This window comes from Streptomyces sp. UNOC14_S4, from assembly GCF_020740835.1.
Lineage (GTDB): Bacteria > Actinomycetota > Actinomycetes > Streptomycetales > Streptomycetaceae > Streptomyces.
The window spans coordinates 1-18,107 of the sequence record NZ_JAINFC010000039.1 but is presented as its reverse complement, the minus strand read 5'-3'; the positions used below and the strand labels follow the sequence as shown (position 1 = coordinate 18,107).

Below are 18,107 nucleotides of genomic sequence, written 5' to 3'. Positions count from 1 at the left end.
CGTCCCTCTCACAGCCGGCGGTGCCCGCGCCACGGCAGGCGCACATCTCAACAGTAGGCCGCAGAAGGCTACGACGGGCAGCGATCGGCAGCGGTTGCCTGATTGGGAGCCGACCTCTTGTAGCCATCTGGTATGCGCTGTAGGGGTAATGCCCACTGCCTATGCGGCCATTACTCCGGTGGGGTGGCGAACCGTGTTCCGTCGCGTCACCGGGGCTGCCGCCCCGGGCCCCGCTGCGGCCTCGGGTGCGGTTCGGTGCGCCTATTGGGGTGCCTCGTGCGGTTCGTGTGCGGCTGCGGGTCCGTTGTGGCTGGTCGCGCAGTTCCCCGCGCCCCTTACGGGGCCCCCGGTTACTCCGGCTGTGGGACGGCGGCCTCGCGGGCCGCGTCCGGGCCCTGGGCCAGGAGGATGCCGAAGGCGGGCTCCTCCAGGACGGGGACCTTGAGCTGCATCGCCTTGTCGTACTTGGAGCCGGGGTTGTCGCCGACGACGACGAAGTCCGTCTTCTTGGAGACCGAGCCCGTGACCTTGGCGCCGCGGCTCTGGAGGGCTTCCTTGGCCGCGTCACGGGTGTAGGAGGCGAGCGTGCCCGTGACGACGACCGTGAGGCCCTCCAGCGGGCGCGGGCCCTCGTCCTCGGTGGCTTCCTCCTCCATGCGGACGCCCGCGGTCCGCCACTTCTCGATGATCTCGCGGTGCCAGTCCTCGGCGAACCACTCCTTGACCGCGGTGGCGATGGTGTCGGAGACGCCGTCGACGGCGGCCAGCTCCTCCTCGCTCGCCTCCGCGATGCGGTCGATCGACCGGAACTCACGGGCCAGCGCGGCCGCGGCGACGGGGCCCACGTGGCGGATGGAGAGGCCGTTGACGATCCGGGCGAGCGGGCGCTGCCTGGCCGCCTGGATGTTCTCCAGCATGGCGAGGGCGTTCTTCTTCGGCTCGCCCTTCTGGTTGGCGAAGAAGGTGACGACCTTGGGCTCGCCCGTCTTGGGGTCGATCTTGGGCAGGCCGCTGTCCTGGTCCCGTACGTAGGACTTGATGGGCAGCAGCTCCTCGATGGTCAGGTCGAAGAGGTCGCCCTCGTTGGCCATGGGCGGGGTGGCGGGCTCCAGGGGCTGGGTGAGGGCGCTGGCGGCCACGTAGCCGAAGTTCTCGACGTCGAGGCACTCGCGGCCCACCAGGTAGTAGAGCCGCTCGCGGATCTGGCCCGGGCAGGAGCGCGCGTTGGGGCACCGCAGGTCGATGTCCCCCTCCTTCATCGGGCGCAGCCCGGTGCCGCACTCGGGGCACTCGGCGGGCATGACGAACTCCCGCTCGGTGCCGTCGCGCAGGTCGACGACGGGGCCGAGGACCTCGGGGATCACGTCGCCCGCCTTGCGGATGACGACGGTGTCGCCGATGAGCACACCCTTGGCCTTGACGACCTCCTGGTTGTGCAGGGTGGCGAACTCGACCTCGGAACCGGCGACCGTGACGGGCTCGAAGACGGCCTGCGGGGTCACCCGGCCGGTGCGGCCGACGCCGACACGGATGTCGAGGAGCTTGGTGTTGACCTCCTCGGGAGGGTACTTCCAGGCGATGGCCCAGCGGGGGGCGCGGGCGGTGGAGCCGAGCCGCCCCTGGAGGGGGATCTCGTCGAGCTTGACGACGACGCCGTCGATCTCGTGCTCCATGGAGTGCCGGACCTTGGGCTGGCCGTAGTGCGCGATGAACTTGCGCACATCGTCCAGCGAGTCGAAGACCTTGGCGTGCGCGGCGACCGGCAGGCCCCACTCGTGCAGCAGGTCGTACGCCTGTGACTGGCGTTCGATGTCGAAGCCCTCGCGGGCGCCGACGCCGTGGACCACCATGTGCAGCGGCCGGGTGGCCGTGACCTTGGGGTCCTTCTGGCGCAGCGAACCGGCCGCCGCGTTGCGCGGGTTGGCGAAGGGGGCCTTGCCCGCCTCCACCAGGCGGGCGTTGAGCTCCTCGAACTTCTCCATCGGGAAGTAGACCTCGCCGCGCACCTCGACCAGGGCGGGGACGTGGTCGCCCTTCAGCCGCTTGGGGATCTCGTCGATGGTGAGGATGTTCGGCGTGATGTCCTCGCCCGTGCGGCCGTCGCCGCGGGTGGCGGCGCGGGTGAGGCGGCCGTTCTCGTACGTCAGGTTGACGGCGAGGCCGTCGACCTTGAGCTCGCACAGGAAGTGGTAGCCGGCGCCCTCGCCCAGGTCCTTGGCGATGCGCTCGGCCCAGGCGGCGAGCTCGTCGTTGTCGAAGGCGTTGTCCAGGGAGAGCATGCGCTCGCGGTGCTCGACGGCGGTGAACTCCGTCTCGTACGTCCCGGCCACCTTCTGGGTGGGCGAGTCGGGGGTGCGCAGCTCCGGGTACCGCTCCTCCAGGGCCTCCAGCGAGCGGAACAGCTTGTCGAACTCGGCGTCGCTGATGACCGCGCTCTTCACGTAGTACCGGAAGCGGTGCTCCTCGACCTCCTCGGCGAGTCGCGCGTGCCGCTCCCGGTCCTCTGCCGGTACCACGGCAGGCGCGGTCACCGCCGCGAGCTTCTCGTCGCCGTGCTGTCCGCCAGCCACCTTCTCGTCCTCCTGTTGTTCCATGGGCGAGCCCATGAGCGCCGTCACTCAGGGTTGTCCGCGAGCGATCTCGCCGCCCTGACGCAGTGGGCGAGCGCGGTGCGGGCATACGCGGGCGAAGCGCCCGCGAGGCCGCACGAGGGCGTGACGACCACGGACTCCGCGAGAGCCCCCGGTGCCAGCCCCAGCCTGCGCCACAGCGTCCTGACACCCATGACGCTACCGGCAGGGTCTGACAACGGGCCGTCCATACCCGGCACCACGCCCAGGAGAAGCTTCGTGCCCGCCTCCACGGCCTCGCCGAGCGCGTCCTCCTCACGCTCGGTGAACAGGGAGAAGTCGAACGAGATGCCCTCGACCCCGGCCCGGCGCAGCAGCGCGAAGGGCACGCCGGGGGCGCACGAGTGCACGACGGGCGCCGAGCCCGTGGCCTGGCGGGCGACCGCGACCAGGTCGCGGAGCGCGCCTTCGACGACGCTTCGGTCGATCGCGCGATAGGTGCGGTAGCCGCTGGCGGTGCGGACCTGTCCGGTCAGCACCGCCGTCAGCGAGGGCTCGTCGAGCTGGAGGACGAGCCGGGCGCCGGGCACGCGGCGGCGCACCTCGGCGAGGTGGGTGCGGAGGCCCTCCGCGAGGGAGGCGGCCAGGTCGCGGCAGGCACCGGCGTCGCCGAGGGCCGCTTCGCCGCCGCGCAGCTCCAGGGCGGCGGCGAGGGTCCAGGGGCCGACGGCCGAGACCTTCAGGGCGCCCTCGTAGCCCTGGGTGAACTCCTCCAGGGCGTCGAGGTCCTCCCCCAGCCAGGAGCGGGCGCGCTTGGTGTCGCGCCCCGGGCGGTCGCTGATCCGCCATCCGCTGGGCTCCACATGGGCGTGGACGTCGACCAGCATCCCGGCGGTGCGGCCGATCATGTCCGCGCCCGGCCCGCGGGCGGGCAGTTCCGGCAGGTACGGCAGGGCCTCCAGCGACCCCGTGACGGTCCTGGCGGCCTCCCGCGCGTCGCCACCGGGCATCGACCCGATCCCGGTGGCGACCCCTGCGCCCCAGCTCAGCTTGTTGTCAGTCACGCTCTCAGTCACGCAGGAAGCGTAAGGGGCGCGACCGGGCTCCGGTCTCCCGTCTCCGGGCTCAGCGGCCGGGGCGGACCGTCAGGTCGTTGATCTCCGCGTCGCGCGGCAGGTCGAGGGCCAGCAGGATCGTCTCCGCGACCGAGGCGGGGTCGATCCACTTCGCCGGGTCGTACTCCTTGCCCTCCTGCTGGTGGACCTTGGCCTGCATCGGGGAGGCCGTACGGCCCGGGTAGACGCTGGTGACCCGGACGCCGCCCGCGTGCTCCTCGGCCCGCAGCGAGTCGGCGAGCGCCTTGAGGCCGTGCTTGCTGGCCGCGTACGCGCTCCAGTTGGCGTGCGCGGTGAGCCCGGCGCCGGAGTTGACGAAGACGACGTGCCCCTGGGAGATCCGCAGCTGCGGCAGGAAGAGGCGCGTGAGCTCGGCGGGGGCGACGAGGTTGGCGGCGAGCGTGCTGTGCCAGACGCGGGTGGTCAGCTCGCCGACGGCGCCGAGGTCGCAGACGCCCGCGATGTGCAGGAGGGAGTCGAGGCGGTCGGGCAGCGGCTGCTTGTCGAGCGCCCAGGAGATCCGGTCCGGGTTGGCGAGGTCGGCGACGAGCGTACGGGCACCGGGGAAGCGGGCGGCCAGCTCCTTGGCCCGCCCGGCGTCGCGCGCGACGAGGTACAGCTCGTCGCCGCGCTCCTGCAGCCGCCGCGCGACCGCTTCGCCGATGCCCGAGCCCGCTCCGGTGATGAGGTGTGTTGCCATGCCCCCACCTTGCCCTACCAGGGCCTTCCGGATGCGGGCGGGCTCTTGGACGTCAGCCCTGGGCCACGGCTTCCGTTTCCTTGCGCGGGGCGCGCTCCGTCGTCGCGATCGTCGCCGAGCCGACCACGCGCGTGCCGTCGTAGAGCACGATCGCCTGGCCGGGGGCCACGCCGCGGACGGGCTCGGCGAAGGTGACGCGCAGCTCGCCGTCCACGAGCTCGGCGGTCACCTCGGTCTCGCCGCCGTGGGCGCGCAGCTGGGCGGTGTACGTGCCGGGGCCCTCGGGGGCCGTGCCGCACCAGCGGGGCTTGATCGCGGTGAGGGCGGTGACGTCCAGCGCCTCGACGGGGCCCACGGTGACGGTGTTGTTCACCGGGGAGATGTCCAGGACGTAGCGGGGCTTGCCGTCCGGGGCGGGGTGCCCGATGCGCAGGCCCTTGCGCTGGCCGATGGTGAAGCCGTACGCGCCCTCGTGGGTGCCCAGCTTGTTGCCGTCCTCGTCGAGGATGTCGCCCTCGGCCCTGCCGAGGCGCTTCGCCAGGAAGCTCTGGGTGTCGCCGTCGGCGATGAAGCAGATGTCGTGGCTGTCGGGCTTCTTCGCCACGGCCAGGTCGCGGCGCTCGGCCTCGGCGCGGATCTCCTCCTTGGTGGTGAGCGTGTCGCCGAGGGGGAACATCGCGTGGGCGAGCTGGCGCTCGTCCAGGACGCCGAGGACGTACGACTGGTCCTTGGCCATGTCGCTGGCGCGGTGCAGCTCGCGCGTGCCGTCCTCGCCCACCACGACCGTCGCGTAGTGGCCGGTGCAGACGGCGTCGAAGCCGAGGGCGAGGGCCTTGTCGAGGAGCGCGGCGAACTTGATCTTCTCGTTGCAGCGCAGGCAGGGGTTGGGCGTGCGCCCGGCCTCGTACTCGGCGAAGAAGTCCTCGACGACGTCCTCACGGAAGCGCTCGGCGAGGTCCCAGACGTAGAAGGGGATGCCGATGACGTCGGCGGCGCGGCGGGCGTCCCGGGAGTCCTCGATGGTGCAGCAGCCGCGCGCGCCCGTACGGAACGACTGCGGGTTCGCGGACAGCGCGAGGTGCACGCCGGTCACGTCGTGCCCGGCTTCTGCGGCTCGCGCCGCGGCGACGGCGGAGTCGACGCCGCCGGACATGGCGGCCAGTACGCGGAGGCGACGTCCGTCGCGGGGGCCGGTGGGTGCGCCAGGGAAGTCAGTCATAACCCTTCCAGGGTACGGGGCGCCGGCCGCGGGCTTGGCGGTGATCTGGGTGACCCTTGTTTGTCCGGTGCGCCTATTGGGCTGCCTCTTGCGCTCCGCGCGCGGCTGCGGGTTGCGTCGTGGCCGGTCGCGCAGTTCCCCGCGCCCCTATCGGGGCGCGCCCTCTGCCTCACCTTCCGGTTGTGGGCAGGCGTTCCGCAGGGCGGAACGGGTGGGCACAACCGGACCACCGGCCCGCGCCACAAGGGGTTCCCCAGGGTCAGCTCAGGCCTGCGGATCGGGCCCTCTCGACCACCGGGCCGATCGCCTCGGCGACAGCCACCACGTCCGCCTTTGTCGACGTATGGCCCAAAGAGAACCGCAGAGTGCCCCGTGCCAGGTCCGGGGCGCTTCCCGTGGCGAGGACGACGTGGCTCGGCTGGGCGACGCCGGCCGTGCAGGCCGAGCCCGTGGAGCACTCGATGCCCTGCGCGTCCAGGAGCAGCAGGAGGGAGTCGCCCTCGCAGCCGGGGAAGGAGAAGTGCGCGTTGGCCGGGAGGCGGCCCGCCGGGTCGGGGTCGCCGCCGAGCACCGCGTCCGGCACGGCCGACCGCACGGCCTCGATCAGTGCGTCGCGCAGGGCGCCCACCTCGCGCGCGAACGCGTCGCGCCGCTCCGCCGCGAGCGTGCCCGCCACGGCGAACGCGGCGACGGCGGGCACGTCGAGCGTGCCGGAGCGTACGTGCCGCTCCTGGCCGCCGCCGTGCAGCAGGGGTACGGGCGCGTACTGGCGGCCGAGCAGCAGGGCGCCGATGCCGTACGGGCCGCCGACCTTGTGGCCGCTGACGGTCATGGCGGCGAGCCCGGAGGCGGCGAAGTCCACGTCGAGCTGGCCGAAGGCCTGCACCGCGTCGGCGTGCAGGGGTATGCCGAACTCGGCGGCTACGGCGGCCAGTTCCCGGACCGGCATGACCGTGCCGATCTCGTTGTTGGCCCACATCACGGTGGCGAGGGCGACGTCGTCGGGGTCGCGCTCGATGGCCTCGCGCAGCGCGTCGGGGTGCACCCTGCCGCAGGAGTCGACGGGCAGGTACTCGACGGTCGCGCCCTCGTGGGTGCCCAGCCAGTCGACCGCGTCGAGCACGGCGTGGTGTTCGACGGGGCTGGCGAGGACACGGGTGCGGGCGGGGTCGGCGGCCCGCCGGGACCAGTAGAGCCCCTTGACGGCGAGGTTGTCCGCTTCGGTGCCGCCCGCGGTGAACACCACTTCGCTGGGCCGCGCGCCGAGGGCCGCCGCGAGGGACTCGCGGGACTCCTCGACGGTGCGCCGGGCACGGCGGCCCGCGGCGTGCAGCGAGGAGGCGTTGCCGGTGAGGGCGAGCTGGGCGGTCATCGCCTGCACCGCCTCCGGGAGCATCGGGGTGGTGGCGGCGTGGTCGAGGTAGGCCATGGTGGGCACGATTCTACGAGCCGGGACCGGTTCCGCTGAGCTGAGGTTTCCTTCCCGCTCCGGCGGCGCCCCGAAACCGCCGGGGGCCCGGGCTCAGGCGCCGCGCGGGACGCGGGCCAGTTGCCGTGACTGCGCCACCAGGCGGTCCTCGCTGTCCCAGACCTCCGCGTCCTCCTCCAGGTAGCCCCCGGCGAGGTTCCGTGTGGTGATCGACACCCGTACCGGGCCGGGCGCGGGCCGCCGTCGCACGTGCGTGGTGAGCTCGACCGTGGGCACCCACCCGCTGAGGCCCATCTCGAACGCGGTGGGCGGCAGCGCGTCCACGGCCAGGAGCAGCGACAGCGCGTCCGCGGGCCGCCCGTCGGCCAGGCCGAACCAGGCGCGCATCTCGCCCTGTCCGCTCGGCGTGCCCACCGCCCAGCCCGCCGTGGCGGGGTCGAGGCGGATGTCGAGCCGGCCGAAGATCGCGGGGGCGTCCGCGGGCGCCGGGCTGTCGCCATTGCCGTTGCCGTTGCCGTTGCCGGGGCAGTGTTCATACGGCGGCATGGCGGGCGGTTCGGCCGTGGTGCGCACGTCGTCGGTGACGGCGTCCAGGTCGCCGTAGGTGGCGAGCACGCGGATGCGTTCGATCTCGGTGCCGTCCTCCGCGTGCTGGACGAGGGAGGCCTGGCCGGTGGAGAGCGAGCGGCCGGTGCGGACGAGTTCCGTGCGTACGACGGCGGGGCCGGGCCGGGTGGCGGAGAGGTAGTGGGCGGTGACGGAGAAGGGGTCCGGGTGCGGCAGCGCGTCGCCGAGGGCGCGGCCGATCAGGGCGAGGAGGTAGCCGCCGTTGGCCGCGCCGAGGATGGTCCATCCCGGGGAGACGTCCGCGTCGAACACGGAGCGGGCGCCGTCCCGGTCACGGAGGCGTACCGCGGTGTCCCGGTCGAATTCGCTGGTGCCGATGGGTGCCTGAGCCATGGGCCGACGCTACACCCGGAAGTTACTCGTCGGTAAGGTCAGGCTCGTATGGCCGCGGTCACGCCTCCTCGGCCGCCGCGCTCTTGCGGTGCCACGCGCGCGGCGCCCGCCAGTGGAAGCGCATGGCGAGCAGCCGCAGCACGAAGGCCGTCAGCACGGGCAGCCCGGCGGTCTGGGCGCTGAGCGCGTCGAAGCGGATGAGCAGCGCGGCCATGGCGGCGCCGACCATCGCGGGCACCGCGTAGAGGTCGCGGTCCCAGCGCAGCAGCGAGGGCACCTCGTGCGCGAGGATGTCGCGCAGCACGCCGCCGCCCACGGCCGTGGCGAGTCCGAGGGTGGCGGAGGAGGTCAGCCCGAGCCCGTGCGCGTACGCCTTCATGGTGCCGGTGACACAGAACAGCCCGAGCCCGGCGGCGTCGAAGACCCCGACGGCCTTGGTGATCCGCTCGACCTCCGGGTGCAGGAAGAAGACGATCACCGTGGCGGCCAGCGGGGTGAGGAAGTACCCCAGGTCCGTGAAGGCCGCGGGCGGCACCGCCCCGATGATCAGGTCCCGGAGCAGCCCGCCGCCCAGCGCCGTGACCTCGGCGAGCACCGCCATGCCGAAGACGTCGAAGTTCTTGCGTACGGCGAGGAGCGCGCCGGAGATCGCGAAGACGAAGATCCCGGCGATGTCCAGCGAATGCTGGACGGAGGGGCTGAACAGATCGGTGAGCACGCGACATTCTTACTCGTCTCGCACTCGTGTCCGCACAACACCGGTATCGCGCCCCGTAAGGGGCGCGGGGCAGCTGCATTGTGCGGCTCCGCCGCGTGGGCGCGACCAGCCCCCACCGGCCCGCAGCGACCGGCCCCACCCAGCGGAGCGTCAGGCGTTCTCCGGGTGGTGGCAGGCCACGCGGTGTCCCGGCAGCAGTTCGACCAGCGGTGGCTCCTGGGTGGCGCACACCTCCGTCGCCTTCCAGCACCGGGTGTGGAAGCGGCACCCCGGCGGCGGGGCGATGGGCGAGGGCACGTCGCCCTTGAGCAGGATGCGTTCCCGCTTGGTGCGCCGCTTGGGGTCCGGCACCGGCACCGCGGAGAGCAGCGCCGTGGTGTACGGGTGCATCGGCTTCTCGTAGAGCGATGTGCGGTCGGCGAGCTCGACGATCTTGCCGAGGTACATCACGGCGATCCGGTCGGAGACGTGCCGGATGACCGAGAGGTCGTGGGCGATGATGACGTAGGTCAGCCCCAGCTCCTCCTGGAGGTCGTCCAGCAGGTTGACCACCTGCGCCTGGATCGACACGTCGAGGGCGGAGACCGGCTCGTCGGCGACGACCAGCTTCGGCTTGAGCGCGAGCGCGCGGGCGATGCCGATGCGCTGCCGCTGGCCGCCGGAGAACTCGTGCGGGTAGCGGTTGTAGTGCTCGGGGCTGAGGCCGACGAGCTCCAGCAGCCGCTGCACCTCCCGCTTGACCCCGCCCTCGGGGGTGATCCCCTGGAGCTTGAAGGGGGCGCTGACGATGGTGCCGACGGTGTGCCGGGGGTTCAGCGAGGAGTACGGGTCCTGGAAGATCATCTGGACGTCGCGGCGCAGCGGGCGCATGCCCGAGGCGCTGAGGTGGGTGATGTCCCGGCCCTCGAACGCGACCTTGCCGCCGGTGGGCTCCAGCAGCCGGGTGATCAGCCGTCCCATGGTCGACTTGCCGCAGCCGGACTCCCCGACCACGCCGAGGGTCTCCCCCGCGCGCACGTCGAAGCTGATGCCGTCCACGGCCCGGACCGCGCCGACCTGGCGGCGCAGCAGCCCCTTGGTGATGGGGAAGTGCTTGACCAGGCCGTCCACGGCGAGGAGCGGCCCGTCCGCGGTGGGTGCCGTCGGCTGCGCGGGGATGGTGGCGGTTTCGTCGGGCACGGTGCCGTCCTTGTCGTCCTTGTCGTCCCTGGCGCCCTTGGTGTTCCCGGTGTCCTTCACAGCTTGGGCGCAATCTCTTCGGTCCAGATGCGGGTCCGCTCCTCCTGGGTCAGGTGGCAGGCGGACCAGTGGCGGCCCGTGCCCTCGCCGGAGGCGAGCCGCAGCTCGGGCCGTTCGGTGCGGGTGACGTCGCCCTCGGGCAGGTCGGCGTACGGGCAGCGCGGGTTGAAGGCGCAGCCGGACGGCACGTTGATGAGGCTGGGCGGGGAGCCCTTGACGGGGATGAGCCGGTCGGTGCGGCCCCGGTCGATCCTCGGCATCGAGCCCAGCAGCCCCCAGGTGTACGGGTGCTGGGGCTCGGAGAAGACCTTCTCGGCGGGGCCGCGCTCGACGCAGCGGCCCGCGTACATCACGAGGATGTTGTCGGCCAGCTCGGCGACGACGCCGAGGTCGTGGGTGATGATGATGACCGCGGAGCCGAACTCCTTCTGCAGGTCGCGGATGAGGTCGAGGATCTGGGCCTGGACGGTGACGTCGAGGGCCGTGGTCGGCTCGTCCGCGATCAGCAGCTCGGGGTTGTTGACCAGCGCCATCGCGATCATGGCGCGCTGCCGCATGCCGCCGGAGAACTGGTGCGGGTAGTCGTCGACGCGGCGGTGCGGCTCGGGGATGCCGACGCGGTCGAGCATCTCCACGGCCCGCTTGCGCGCCGTCTTCCGGTCCGTTCTGTGGTGCACGCGGTACGCCTCGGCGATCTGCGCGCCGACCGTGAAGTACGGGTGCATGGCGGACAGCGGGTCCTGGAAGATCATGGCCATCTTCCGGCCGCGCAGGGTGCGTACGTGGTCGGCGTCGGCGGCGACGAGCTCCTCGCCGTCCAGCCACACCTCGCCGGAGATCCGGGCCCGCGCGGTGCGGTGCAGGCCCATGATGCCCAGGGAGGTGACGGACTTCCCGGAGCCGGACTCGCCGACGATGCCGAGGGTCTTGCCGGCCTCGACGTCGAAGCTCACCCCGTCGACGGACCTCACCAGGCCGTCGTCGGTGTCGAAGTGGATGCGCAGGTCGCGTACGGAGAGAAAAACCCCCGGCGCGTCGGACGGCGGGGCGGCGACGACCTCGCCGACGATCGCGTCCTGTGGGTCCTGTGGGTCCCGCGGTGCTGTGCTGCGCTGTTCCTTGCCCGGCTCGCTCACGAGTACCTCACCCTGGGGTCGATGGCCGCGTAGACCAGGTCCACCAGCAGATTGCAGAAGACGATGAAGAAGGCGGCGACCAGGGTCACGCCCATGACGATGGGCAGGTCGTTGTCCTGGATGCCCTTGACCGCGTACTCACCGATGCCCTTGAAGGAGAAGACCTGCTCGGTGATGACCGCGCCGCCGAGCAGCAGGCCGAAGTCCATGCCGAAGATGGTGACGATCGGGGTGAGCGCGGAGCGCAGGCCGTGCTTGGCGACGACCGTGCTCTCCTTGAGCCCCTTGGCGCGGGCCGTGCGGATGTAGTCCTCGCTCATCGTCTCCAGCATTCCCGCGCGGGTGAGCCGGGCGTAGAGCGCGGAGTAGAGGAAGGCGAGGCTGCACCAGGGGACGAGCAGGTTCCACGCCCACTGGCCGGGATCGTCGGTGAAGCTCACGTAGTTGATGCCGTCGCCCCACACGGGCCACTGGACGGTGAGGACGCTCAGCGCCAGCATGCCGGTGAAGAAGATCGGCAGGGAGACGCCGGCCAGGGCCACGCCCATGAAGAAGCGGTCGAAGAAGCTGCCCCGCCTCAGGGCCGAGAGCACGCCCACGGCCACGCCCGAGACCAGCCAGATCACGGCGGCACCGACGGCCAGCGAGAGGGTGACGGGGATGCGCGAGGTCAGCTGGGACCAGACCTCGACGTGGCTCTTGAAGGAGTAGCCGAAGCACGGCGCGGAGCAGTGGGAGGCGTCCGGGCCGAACTTGTAGTCGGCGCCCGCCACGATCGCCTTGACGAAGTGCCAGTACTGGGCGTACAGCGGCTGGTCGAGGCCGAGGTTCTGCTTGACCGCCGCGATCGAGTCGCGGTTGGCGTCCTTGCCCACGTACTGGGCGGCGAGCTGGTCGACCGTCTGCCCGGCGATGCGGGGCACGAGAAAGAAGATCGCGAAAGTGACTGCGCTGACCACCAGCAACAGTAGGACCGCGGCGAACAGGCGTCGGATGATGTACGCAGCCACAGCTCTGCGGCACCGGCGTCCGCGGACCGGTCGCAACCGGCCGGGCGGACGCCACTGCCTTCACCTGCCTTTCGGGAAGTCTTCGACGGATGGGCCGCCGCTACTTGGAGGAGCTCATCAGCAGGTAGTCGTACATGCCGAGGTAGGCCTGGGTGACCGTGACATTGGCCGCGTTCTCGGGCCGGAAGAGCAGGTTCTTGCGGTAGATCAGCGGCACGGCGGAGGCGTTCTCCAGCACCAGCTTGTCGATGTCGCCCCACGCCTTGGCGCGGGCCGTGGCGTCGGTGTTGGCGATCGCGTCGTTGAGCGCCTTGTTGATCTGCGGGTCGTCCAGCTCCTGGACGTTGTTGCCGCCGGAGGGCTTGATCGCGGAGCCGTTGACGATCTGGTCGAGGAAGCCGAAGCCGGTCGGCCAGTCGGCACCCCAGGCGGTCATGATCATGCCGAGGTTGTGGCTGTGGACGTAGTCCGGCACGCCCACGAAGTTGGTGAAGTACTTGCCGGTCGGGAAGGTCTTGATGTTCGCGTTGATGCCGATCTTCTTCATCGACGCCTGGACGGCGGTGGCCATGGCCATCTCGGCGGGCCGGTCGGAGCGGGCCGTCAGCGTGGTCTCGAAGCCGTTCGGCTGACCGCACTGCTTGAGCTCGTCCTTGGCCTTGTCGATGTCACCCGCGCTGTTCTGCGTGGGGTAGAGGTCGAACTTGGCGTAGCCGTTGACGGTCGGCGGCAGCATGGTCGAGGCGACGTCGCCCTTGGGGGAGCCGCCCTGGGCCTGCTGGACCGAGACCTTGTCGATCCCCCACTGGACCGCCTTGCGGCAGTGGATGTTGTCGAACGGCTTCACGTGCACGTTCAGGCCGACGTACGACAGGGCGCCGGCGTACGGGCTGTCGGTCTGCTTCTTGTACTTGCCGTCCAGCACCTTCGGCTGGGTCTCCGGGGCCACGCCCGTGCCCGCCGCGTCGACCGTGAGGCTGTCGTTGAGCAGGTTGTTGTCGACGGTCCGCTGGAGGATCTTGAACTTGATGGAGATCTTGTCCGGCAGGGCCTTGCGGATCGGGTCCGTCTTGGGGTCCCACTGCGGGTTGCGCTCCAGCGTCGCGCCCTTGCCGTCCTCGTACGAGGCGAACTTGTACGGGCCGGTGGCGACGATGTGCTTGACGTAGTCGGCGCCCTTGTCGGCCTTCTGCGGCACCGGCGAGGTCTGCGAGAACGTCGCCAGGTAGTCGAAGTCGGCGAACGGGTCCTTCAGGTGGAAGACGATCGTCTGGTCGTCGGGGGTCTCGATGGACTTGATCCCCTCGGGCGACTTGTCCTTGTACGGACCCTGGTACTTGTCGCCGCCCTCCAGGTGCGCCTTGAAGTAGGTGGGGCCGTTGGACAGGGCCTCGGGCGCGAAGTTGCTGCGCTCGATGGCGTACTTGATGTCCTTCGAGGAGATCGGCGTGCCGTCCTCGAACTTCACCCCGGGGCGCAGCTTGTACGTCCAGGTCTTGGCGTCGGGGCTGGGCTTGCCCAGCGACTCGGCGAGGTCGGGGACGACCTCCAGGCCCTCCTTGCCCGCGGCCGGCTTGAAGCTGGTGAGCGTGCGCCCGTAGAGACGGGAGAAGTTCTGCACCCAGCCGTAGTAGGTGTTGCCCGGGTCGAGGGAGTCGGGCACGTCCGAGAGCTCGTAGGAGGCCGTGCCCCCCTTCTTGTCGGACTTGTTGACGATGGAGGTGAGGGCGGCGTCGGCGACCGCGTCCTTGGCCCCGCCGCCGCTGCCCTTGCCGCTGTCGCTCTTCGATCCGCTGCACGCGGACGCCCCCAGCGCCAGCACCACTGCCGTGGCGAGCACAGCCGTCGCTTTTCTTGTCTTCACCTTGAGAGATGCCCCCTTGGTCGGTGGGTGGGGTGACGCGGTGGACGGAAGGTCGCCGCGGATCACTTGCTGCGCGGGTCGAGGGCGTCACGCAGCCCGTCGCCCAGCAGGTTGAAGGCCAGCACCGTGAGGAAGATGGCGAGACCTGGCACGAACATGTACTGCGGATCGGCCTCGTAGAGGCCGACGGCGTTGGTGAGCATGCCGCCCCAGGACGCCTGCGGCGGGGCGATGCCCACGCCGAGGAAGCTCAGGGCGGCCTCGAAGAGGATGTTCGTCGGGATGAGCAGGGTCGAGTAGACCAGGATCGGGGCCACCAGGTTGGGCAGCAGCTCCCGGAAGAGGATGAAGGGCCCCCGCGCGCCCAGGCTTCTGGACGCCTCGACGAACTCCCGTTCCCGCAGGCTGAGCGTCTGCGCCCGCACGATGCGGCCCATGTAGGGCCAGTTGAAGAAGCCGATCACGAAGATCAGCACGCTGATGCGCAGCGGGAGCCCGGAGAGCCCGAACGCGCCGTCCTGCAGCGCCGCCGAGATGGAGATCGCGAACAGCAGGAGGGGGAAGGCGAGGAAGGTGTCCATCAGCCTGCTGATCGCGCTGTCCACCCAGCCGCCGTAGAAGCCGGCGACGACCCCGAGCACGGCGCCGATGACCACCGAGAGCACGGTGGCCCCGGTGGCGACGATCAGCGACACCCAGGAGCCCTCGATGATGCGGGCCAGGATGTCGCGGCCGTACTGCGGCTCGACGCCCAGCGGGTGTTCCCAGCTCATCCCGCCGAAGGCGCCCTTGGGCGCGAGCTTCTCGGGGTCGATGAGCTCCTGGTGGAACTGGTTGGGGTCCAGCCCGAAGACCGACTCGATCGGCTTGGCCAGGACGGCGAGCAGGATCAGCAGCACCACCACGACGCCGCCCGCGACGGCGACCTTGTCGCGCTTGAAGCGGATCCAGGCGATCTGGGTGAGTGAACGCCCCTGGATCTGCGCCTTGTTCGCCCCGGCGAGTACGGCCTCCGGCTGTGCTCCGGCGGCTCCCCCGGTGGTCTCGATAGGTGCGGTCACAATGCCTTCGACCCCTCTCGGGCCGGGGGTGACCGGCCCACGCCCGCCATGGACGGCGGCTTCGAACTCACAGGTACACGTGCAATCTGGTGCAGTTGGTACAGGTGGCGCGGAAGGTCACAGAAGAGGGCTCGTACGCAGGAGCGACGTCCCTTGGAGCGGGAGTCTTCATCGCGGCGGCGATCACCCGCCAGCCCCGGCCGGGAATGGATGCGCAACCGTGATGTGACCACGGGGCTTCCGTTATCCGGACACGAGGGGATGCTGACCGGATACCTGCCTGCCACGCGTCAACTCATGCCGCCTGCAAGCATATTGGGAAAACGGCACTCCGTCCCCGGGCCGCAGCGTCCGAATATCGGAATGCTGAAATTCGCCCCGCCTGAATTCAGGTGGACAGAGGGAGTCCGGTGCGCCCCGTAAGGAAGGCGCCCCGTCAGGGGCGGGGCCGTATCGATATGCGGCTCCGCCGCGCGGGCGCGACCAGGCACCCCGTCAGAGGCGCGGGACCGTGTCAACCTGCGGCTCCGCCGCGCGGGCGCGACCAGGCACCCCGTCAGGGGCGCGGGACCGTGTCAACCTGCGGCTCCGCCGCGCGGGCGCGACCAGGCACCCCGTCAGGGGCGCGGGACCGTGTCAACCTGCGGCTCCGCCGCGCGGGCGCGACCAGGCGCCCCGTCAGGGGCGCGGGGAACTGCGCGAGCAACCCGAGGCAACCCGCAGCCGCCCGACGACATGACGAGCCGAGCTCGTAGGCAAAGTCAGTACGCCTGCGCGGACGCGCCACCAGGCCAAGCGGCCGGAGGATACCCGTACCCACCAACGGCAGGCGGCGCCGCCGAGGCGGCGCCCCCATAGACGTCGCGGTCGTAGAACGGCCGCGCATTCGCCCGCATCCACATGGCGACCGGATCGTGCTCATCGGACAGCGCCACCGTGGACACCGGCAACCCCTCCGGCACCGCGCCGACCGACTGCCGCATCATGTCCCGGACCGTGTCCACGGCGGCCCGCGAGGTGTCGTAGAGGTCGAGGCCGATGGCCAAGTAGGCGGCGCCCAGGGCGGGCTGCACCCAGGCGCGGCGCAGCGCCCGCACGGCGGGGGTGCGCTGGGCGTTCTGCCCGAGCAGCGCGTAGAACTGCGGGATGTCGAGGGCGGGCTCGCTCAGCTGGAGGGGCCCGGCGGGCAGCCGCTCCAGGCCGCCCGCGATCCGCCGCAGGTCGAGCCACGGCACGCCGACACCGCCGCCGGGCGCGTGCGGGTTGAGCCACAGGCCCCAGCGGTCGGGGTAGAGCGCCTCGGCGACGGCCCGGCCGGGGACGACGACATGGGCACGGTTCCAGCCGCTCGCGGCGAGCTCCTGCGCGGAGGTCACGCACGGGGCGTAGCCGAGGCCGTCGACCTCCATGTTGCCGTACTGGGCATCGGGCGAACCGGGCCGGCCGTGCCAGAGCAGCATCCAGACACTGCCCTCCACCAGTGCCTTCAGCAGCGCCTCGTACGCGTCGTACCGGCCGGGCGCCACTTGGCGCAGCATCTGCTCCACGCCGCTCTCCGCGCCCGCGCTCACCTGGCTCCGCCTCTTCTCTCGGCCGTCTCCCGGCCGCTCTCTCCAGTGCCCCGGGGCACGCAGGCGCGCCCGGTCCGGTCATCCAACCAGCTTACGAGCCCGCGGCGGCGGGCAAGGGAGGAGTCACAGGTCACGGTCGTAGAACGGGCGGACCTTCGCCAGCATCCAGTCACTCACCGGGTCCCGTGCGACGTCCAGGAGGACGAGCTGCACGGGCCACTCCACGGGCACCCGGCCGAGCGCGCGGCCGACGGCCTCGTGGGCGGCGGCGCGGCTTTCGGGGTCGGGCAGGTCGAGCTCGATGCCGACGAAGAGCGCGGGGGGCGCGCCCTCGACGCTGGCGAGCGCGCGGCGCGCGGTCCGTACGCCGGGGGCGGCGGCGAACTCCAGCCCGGCGGCGGCCAGGAAGCCGGTGGGCTCGTGCTGCCAGTCGGGCTGGAAGAGGCGCACCCGGCCGCCGGTGGCGTCGCCGTCGAGGAGGGTGCGCCCGGCCCGGCACAGCGCGGCGACGGCGGGCGGCGGCAGGGGTGCGCCGACGGCGCCCTCGGGGTTGACGGCGATCCCGACCTGCGGGGGCAGACCGCGGGCGAACTCGACGGCGGGGGCCACGGCGAAGGGCGTGCGGTCGCCGACGACCCGGAGGAACTCGGCCTCGGAGCTGAACACCGGCACGTAGGCGGCGCCGTCGAGCTCCAGGGCGGGCAGGTCGAGGTCGCGGCTGTCCGGCCCGCCGCCGCTCGGCAGCGGCACCCAGACGTGGCTGCGCCCGAGCGTCTCGACGATGCGGGCACCGGCGTCGGGCGCGCCCAGGGAGGCGGCGAGCACCGCTTCGAGTTCGTTGGCGGGCCAGCCCTCGGGAAGACCGCCCACGGGGGCACCGACCGGGGCCGCGGGCCGACCGTACTGCTCGGGGATGCTCATCTCGTCCAACCGCCGTCTCTCACAAAGCCGCACCCGAACCCTAACGGTTGCCCCCCGCCCCGCGCCTGCGGCCTGGGCAATTACGCCCCGTCAGGAGCGCCTTTCAAGGGGCGCGGGGAACTGCGCGGCCAGCCCCCACCGGCCCGCAGCCGCCCGACGACATGACGAACCGAGCCAGTAGGCGGCAGGGGCGCGGGGAACTGCGCGACAAGCCACACACAACCCGCACCCGCCCGACAACAACAACCCGGCAGACGCTCAGGCGCCCCGCCCAAAAGCAAAGCGCAGCGCCCGCGCCGCCGCGCGATCCAGAACGACCACCGACCGCACACCACCCGGCACGCGCCCCGCCGCCGAGGCGGAAAGCAACCGCCCCATCGCCCGCCGATGCCGCCGGAACGCCCGCGCGGACACGGCACGCCCGCGCGCCGCCTGCCCCGCCAGCGCGACATCGGGGTGCACGTCGAGCACCACCAGATACAGACACGACCCCCGCCGCCGTGCCTCCCGCCCCAGCCACCACCGCACCCACCCGCGCTGGCCGCAGTCGTGCACGACCCCGCTGGCCCCCGAGCGCAGGGCACTCCGCAGGGC

Annotated in this window: 14 protein-coding genes and 1 pseudogene; all 15 read right to left on the bottom strand. The window is 71.7% G+C overall.

The genetic code is table 11. From position 1 onward, the window contains the following. Positions 1 to 350: 350 nt before the first annotated feature. Positions 351 to 2,594, bottom strand: a complete 2,244-nt coding sequence (gene ligA / locus K6I34_RS06040; RefSeq protein ID WP_229323037.1) for an NAD-dependent DNA ligase LigA — start codon at positions 2,592 to 2,594, stop codon at positions 351 to 353. 20 nt (positions 2,595 to 2,614) lie between these two features. Then, positions 2,615 to 3,646, bottom strand: coding sequence for a methionine synthase (locus K6I34_RS06035; RefSeq protein WP_374230823.1), 1,032 nt, complete (start codon positions 3,644 to 3,646; stop codon positions 2,615 to 2,617). Positions 3,647 to 3,695: 49 nt separating this feature from the next. After that, the gene (locus K6I34_RS06030; protein WP_229323036.1) at positions 3,696 to 4,385 is read right to left on the bottom strand and encodes an SDR family oxidoreductase; all 690 of its coding nucleotides are present in this window, start codon (positions 4,383 to 4,385) and stop codon (positions 3,696 to 3,698) included. A gap of 52 nt (positions 4,386 to 4,437) precedes the next feature. Beyond that, complete coding sequence (gene mnmA, locus K6I34_RS06025; RefSeq protein WP_229323035.1) at positions 4,438 to 5,604, bottom strand: tRNA 2-thiouridine(34) synthase MnmA; 1,167 nt, start codon at positions 5,602 to 5,604, stop codon at positions 4,438 to 4,440. A gap of 259 nt (positions 5,605 to 5,863) precedes the next feature. After that, positions 5,864 to 7,033, bottom strand: a complete 1,170-nt coding sequence (locus K6I34_RS06020) for a cysteine desulfurase family protein (protein ID WP_229323034.1) — start codon at positions 7,031 to 7,033, stop codon at positions 5,864 to 5,866. Positions 7,034 to 7,126: 93 nt separating this feature from the next. Further along, a complete protein-coding gene (locus tag K6I34_RS06015; protein WP_229323033.1) occupies positions 7,127 to 7,993 on the bottom strand; it encodes a thioesterase family protein in 867 nt (288 codons plus the stop codon). Between the two features lie 58 nt (positions 7,994 to 8,051). After that, positions 8,052 to 8,711, bottom strand: a complete 660-nt coding sequence (locus K6I34_RS06010; protein ID WP_229323032.1) for a trimeric intracellular cation channel family protein — start codon at positions 8,709 to 8,711, stop codon at positions 8,052 to 8,054. A 150-nt stretch (positions 8,712 to 8,861) separates the two neighbouring features. Then, the gene (locus K6I34_RS06005) at positions 8,862 to 9,890 is read right to left on the bottom strand and encodes a dipeptide ABC transporter ATP-binding protein (RefSeq protein ID WP_308293967.1); all 1,029 of its coding nucleotides are present in this window, start codon (positions 9,888 to 9,890) and stop codon (positions 8,862 to 8,864) included. A 56-nt stretch (positions 9,891 to 9,946) separates the two neighbouring features. After that, on the bottom strand, positions 9,947 to 11,020 hold the full coding sequence (locus tag K6I34_RS06000; RefSeq protein WP_229323045.1) for an ABC transporter ATP-binding protein: 1,074 nt from the start codon (positions 11,018 to 11,020) through the stop codon (positions 9,947 to 9,949). A 62-nt stretch (positions 11,021 to 11,082) separates the two neighbouring features. Continuing rightward, positions 11,083 to 12,096, bottom strand: coding sequence for an ABC transporter permease (locus K6I34_RS05995; protein WP_229323031.1), 1,014 nt, complete (start codon positions 12,094 to 12,096; stop codon positions 11,083 to 11,085). Between the two features lie 100 nt (positions 12,097 to 12,196). Next, positions 12,197 to 13,960 (bottom strand): ABC transporter substrate-binding protein, encoded by a 1,764-nt coding sequence (locus tag K6I34_RS05990; protein WP_229323030.1) that lies wholly within the window; start codon positions 13,958 to 13,960, stop codon positions 12,197 to 12,199. A 62-nt stretch (positions 13,961 to 14,022) separates the two neighbouring features. Next, complete coding sequence (locus K6I34_RS05985; protein WP_229323029.1) at positions 14,023 to 15,021, bottom strand: ABC transporter permease; 999 nt, start codon at positions 15,019 to 15,021, stop codon at positions 14,023 to 14,025. Between the two features lie 761 nt (positions 15,022 to 15,782). Then, positions 15,783 to 16,559: an enhanced serine sensitivity protein SseB C-terminal domain-containing protein gene (locus K6I34_RS05980; RefSeq protein WP_229323044.1), complete on the bottom strand. Its 777-nt coding sequence runs from the start codon at positions 16,557 to 16,559 to the stop codon at positions 15,783 to 15,785. A 156-nt stretch (positions 16,560 to 16,715) separates the two neighbouring features. Further along, positions 16,716 to 17,513: an enhanced serine sensitivity protein SseB gene (locus K6I34_RS05975; protein ID WP_229323028.1), complete on the bottom strand. Its 798-nt coding sequence runs from the start codon at positions 17,511 to 17,513 to the stop codon at positions 16,716 to 16,718. 258 nt (positions 17,514 to 17,771) lie between these two features. Further along, positions 17,772 to 18,107, bottom strand: a pseudogene (locus K6I34_RS05970) (ATP-binding protein); the annotation flags it as partial.